Raw genomic sequence first — 4,709 nt, 5'->3', positions numbered from 1 at the left:
CGCAGACAGCTGCATGCAGTAGATTTTCCCTTCGCATGAGTCGCCCTAACGATGATCTGAAACCCATCCCCCGCCATATCGCCATGATCATGGACGGCAACGGCCGCTGGGCGAAAGAGCGGGGTCTGCCGCGAACCGAGGGACATCGAGCCGGAGCGGAAACCGTTCGCCGTGTCGTGGAGGGCTGCAGCGAGATCGGCGTCGAATTCCTCACTCTCTACGCCTTTTCTTCAGAAAATTGGAAACGCCCCAAACGCGAAGTCGAGGCGCTGATGAAGCTGCTGGAGATCTTTTTGCGCGGTGAACTGCCGCTCATGATGAAGCAAAATGTCCGGCTCCAGTCCATCGGCCGCCTGCATGACCTCCCCCAATCCTGCCAGAACGAGCTCCACCGCTGCATCGAAGCGACCGCCCAAAACACCGGCCTCACGCTGATTCTGGCGCTCAGCTACGGGGGACGTGAAGAGATCATCGACGGCGTGAAAAGCCTGCTGCAGAGCGTGGAAAGCGGCCACCTCGACAAGGCCATGATTGATGTCGAAATGTTCGGCAAGCATCTCTATACCCGCTACTATCCAGATCCTGACCTCCTCATCCGGACTTCGGGCGAAATGCGGCTGTCGAATTTCCTGCTCTGGCAGGTCAGCTACACCGAATTTTACATCACTGAAAAGCTCTGGCCGGACTTCTCCAAAGAAGACCTGAAAACCGCCATCCGTGCTTTTCACCAGCGCCACCGCCGCTTCGGCGGCGTATGACGAATGTTGACCTCTACCCCAATTGCTGCGATAACGCAGTTCCAACCCAAAAATAACGCCCTAATGCCAGACAACCCGGACACCCACCTGATCATCGTGGATCCAGATGCCGACTTCCTCGCATGGGCTGCTGCCCACCTGAAAGCACCGGGCGTTTCCATCAGCACCTTTGAGCGGGGCGAAGACGCCCTGGCCGCTTACGTCAAAAAGCGCGCCGATCTTCTGCTTTGTGAGGTCCGCCTCAATGGCACTACTGGCATCGAACTCCTCAAACGCCTGCGCCAGACCGATCCACAGTCGATGGTCATCCTGTTCAGCGGCACCGCCACCACCAGCCATGTCATCGAGGCCATGCGTCTCGGTGCCTACGATGTGCTGGGCAAGGAACGCCTGCCCTACGAACTGCGCACCGTCGTCGAAAGCGCCCTAACCTCCATCGAGGCACGCAAGGCCACCCGCGCGCAGGCCGCCGAGGTGCCCACCGAATCGATTCAGGAGACCATCATCGGTCGCTCTGCCCCCATGCAGGAGGTGTTCAAGCTCATCGGCCGCGTCTCCCGCTCAGACGCTCCCGTCATGATCACAGGAGAAAGCGGCTGCGGCAAGGAACTCGTCGCAGGTGCCATCCACAAGTTCAGCCCTCGTGCGCAGAAGGAATTTGTCGCCATCAATGTCACAGCCATCCCTGACAACCTGCTCGAAAGCGAAATCTTCGGCCATGAAAAAGGCTCCTTCACCGGTGCGGTGAACCAGCGTGTCGGCCGCTTTGAACAGTGCGACGGCGGCACTCTCTTCCTCGACGAAATCGGCGACATGCCGCTCGCCGTGCAGAGCAAACTGCTGCGCGTGCTCCAGGAAGGCCAGTACTCCCGCGTCGGCAGCAACCAGACGCTCAAGACCGACGTTCGCGTCCTCGCCGCCACCAACAAAAATCTCGAAGACGAAGTCGCCAAGGGCAATTTCCGTGAGGACTTGTTCTACCGCCTCAACGTCGTGCGCATCCACATTCCGCCGCTCCGTGAGCGCCGCGAAGACGTGCGCCTGCTGGCCGAGTTCTTCCTCCACCGCCTCTCGGCACGCCGCCGTGGGCCCCAGATGCGCTTCACCGATGATGCGCTCGACATGCTCGACGCCTACGACTGGCCGGGCAACGTGCGTGAACTGGAAAACACCATTCAGCGCGCCTGCGCCCTCTGCAATTCAGACGTCCTCCTGCCCTCCGACATCCCCCTCGGCAGCAAAGGCGCACGCCACATGGATCCGTCGAGCACCGTCACCCGCATGCGCGATGCCCTGAGCATGCTCGTCAGCGTGGCTGAAAAAAGCCCTGACATTGAGCTCCTTCCCTGGGTGGAGCGTGAGCTCTCCCGCCTCGCTTTCCGTCATTTCAGCGAGGATGCCGACCGCACCGCCAAATTCCTCGGTGTAAACAACACGGTACTCCAAAGCCACCTCAGCGCTCCCGCCGTCAAAAAGGCGGCGATTGACAGCCCGCTCAGCGCCGCCCCTGCAGTGAAAAAGACCAAAAAGGCCAGCTGAGCCTTCACTCGGCTCCAGCCAGTCCCTGTCTTTCCAGTTCACTCGTTAGACGCGTCATCGCCATCACGTTAACCCATTCTCTCTATGCTCAAACAACTCACACTCACCGCCCTTGCGGCGCTCGCATTCACCTCCGTCCAGGCCGCAGATGACGGCTGGATCTCCATGTTCAATGGCAAGGATCTCGCCGGCTGGAAGTCCAACGAAGAAGTCCCCGGCGTCTTCACCGTCGAAAACGGCGAACTCAAGGTCAGCGGCGGCCGCTCCCACCTCTTCTACGTTGGCCCGAACGGTGAAGCCAAGTTCCAGAGCTTCGAGCTGAAGCTCAAGGTCAAGACCACCCCCGGCTCCAACAGCGGTGTGTACTTCCACACCCAGTATCAGGAAAAAGGCTGGCCGGACAAAGGCTTCGAGTGCCAGGTCAACAGCACCCACACTGATCCCAAGAAAACCGGCAGCCTCTACGGCGTCATCAACATCCTTGCCCTCCTCGACGGCCAGAAGGAACCCGAAGGCGGTAAGCACATCAAAGTCCCCCTGGCTCCAAGCACGGACGGCGAATGGTTTGACTACAACATCAAGGTCGAAGGCAAGCACATCACCCTCTCCGTCAACGGCAAGGTCACCGTCGATTTCATCGAGCCCGAAGGCTGGGATCCCGCCAAGGCACTGAAAAACATGCCCGGCCGCAAGCTCAGCGAAGGCACCATCGCCATCCAGGGCCACGACCCCAAGAGCACCACCTACTACAAGGACATCTTCATCAAACCGATTCCTTGATCTGACATCAGACAGCATTTCCATCAAAGCGGGCGTCTCGAACAGACGCCCGCTTTTTTGTACTCGGCATGCCCATCCCAGGTAGGGCGGGTTGTCCTCAACCCGCCGCCGAGCGTCTCCACACTCGCTTTTCAAACATCAGCTCCGCAAAACGCCTAGCCTCCCATATGGACTGCGGTTGCGCAGTGAGGAACGAACGCAGCTACCGCTTTCGACGGACTCGGTGGCACATGCTTGCCAGGAAATGCCCGAATGCGGGAGCCGGTAATCCTTCGCCAGCCGTTCAGCTAACCCACACCACAAGCCACTCGAAAGCCACAGCTTCCCGCAGCCGTACTCGAAAAAACGCTCCGAGGGTCACAATCTAGAATGCCGATCCTTACCAGAAATCAGCTCCGCTTCATGCCCAAGCCCCGCCTCTCCAGCCAACTAGCCCGACGATTCATTTGACGGCGGGCGCAGCGCTGCACACCTAGCAGCATGCTCCTCAACCACGGCATCCATCTCGGCTACTGCACCAACATCCACCGCGGCGAAACGTGGGAGGAAACCTGGAGCGGCCTCAAGAACTACACCCTCCGGGTCAAGGATCGCGTCAGCGGCGGCAGACCCTACGGCATCGGCCTCCGCCTCAGCCAGCAGGCCGCCGTGGAACTCAGCGCCCCAGGGAAAATCGACGAATTCAAAGCATGGCTCGAAGCCAATAACTGCTACGTCTTCACCATCAACGGCTTCCCTTACGGCTCCTTCCACGGCACCCGCGTCAAAGAACAGGTCTTCAAGCCGGACTGGAGCACCACCGAGCGTCTGACCTACACCAACCTCCTCTTCGACATCCTGGCGCAGTTGCTGCCGCCGGGCGTCAGCGGCAGCGTCAGCACCCTGCCCGGCTCCCACAAAACCTTTGGCGTCGGCGCAGACGAGCTGCAGGCCATTTTCACCAACCTGCGCCTGTGCCGCGAGCACATCGAAAAGGTCGCCACCCAAAGCGGGCACGACCTGCATCTCGGCCTGGAACCGGAACCCCTCGGCTTGTTTGAGACCAGCGGGGAGACACTTAAATTTTTCGGCCTCTACCTCGACCGCAACCCGCACGACCGCGACTTCTTCAAATTCGTAGGCCTGAACTACGACACCTGCCACCTCGCCATCGAGTTCGAAGATGCCGAAAAAGCCCTTTCACGCATCACCGGGGCCGGCATTCGGCTCAGCAAGCTCCACTTCAGCTCGGCACTCAAACTGAAACCCACGCCGGAAAATATCGCCCAGCTGCCCACCTTCGACGAGCCGGTGTATTTCCACCAGGTCATCGCCAGCTACGGCAAGGACGAACCGCTGCGCCGTTTCAAGGACCTGCCCGACGCCCTCCAGTTTGCCCAGGCCAATCCCGGCATCCTCGGGGAGGAGTGGCGCGTGCATTTCCACATCCCCATCCATGCCCAGCCCGGTGGCGGCTTTGACAGCACCCGGGATCATTTGATCGGCGCCATGGACTGGCTGGCTAAAAATCCCACCAAATGCCAGCACATCGAGATGGAAACCTACACCTGGGAAGTCCTTCCACTGGAGATGCGCAGCGGAGATGTGGTGGATCAGCTGGTACGGGAATACGATTGGACGCTGGGAGAGATG

The 4,709-nt window shown here is 59.9% G+C and carries 4 protein-coding genes; all 4 read left to right on the top strand.

Annotation, left to right across the window (positions count from 1 at the left end):
• Window positions 1–35 precede the first annotated feature (35 nt).
• Window positions 36–758, top strand: a complete 723-nt coding sequence (locus ACIREA_RS26940) for an isoprenyl transferase (RefSeq protein ID WP_397385417.1) — start codon at window positions 36–38, stop codon at window positions 756–758.
• Window positions 759–821: 63 nt separating this feature from the next.
• A complete protein-coding gene (locus ACIREA_RS26935; RefSeq protein ID WP_397385416.1) occupies window positions 822–2,297 on the top strand; it encodes a sigma-54-dependent transcriptional regulator in 1,476 nt (491 codons plus the stop codon).
• Between the two features lie 84 nt (window positions 2,298–2,381).
• Window positions 2,382–3,077 carry a DUF1080 domain-containing protein gene (locus ACIREA_RS26930; RefSeq protein ID WP_397385415.1) on the top strand — a complete coding sequence of 232 codons (696 nt, stop codon included), beginning with the start codon at window positions 2,382–2,384 and terminating at the stop codon, window positions 3,075–3,077.
• A 480-nt stretch (window positions 3,078–3,557) separates the two neighbouring features.
• A partial coding sequence (gene eboE, locus ACIREA_RS26925) for a metabolite traffic protein EboE (protein WP_397385414.1) occupies window positions 3,558–4,709 on the top strand: 1,152 nt, incomplete at its 3' end.

The sequence above is a fragment of the Prosthecobacter sp. genome (genome assembly GCF_044373815.1).
Taxonomy (GTDB): Bacteria; Verrucomicrobiota; Verrucomicrobiia; order Verrucomicrobiales; family Verrucomicrobiaceae; genus Prosthecobacter.
This window is presented reverse-complemented; position numbering and strand designations above follow the sequence as displayed.

Coding starts and splice junctions, on each gene's coding strand:
- ACIREA_RS26940 (WP_397385417.1), top strand. CDS start 36: ATGAGTCGCCCTAACGATGATCTGAAACCCATCCCCCGCCATATCGCC.
- ACIREA_RS26930 (WP_397385415.1), top strand. CDS start 2,382: ATGCTCAAACAACTCACACTCACCGCCCTTGCGGCGCTCGCATTCACC.
- ACIREA_RS26935 (WP_397385416.1), top strand. CDS start 822: ATGCCAGACAACCCGGACACCCACCTGATCATCGTGGATCCAGATGCC.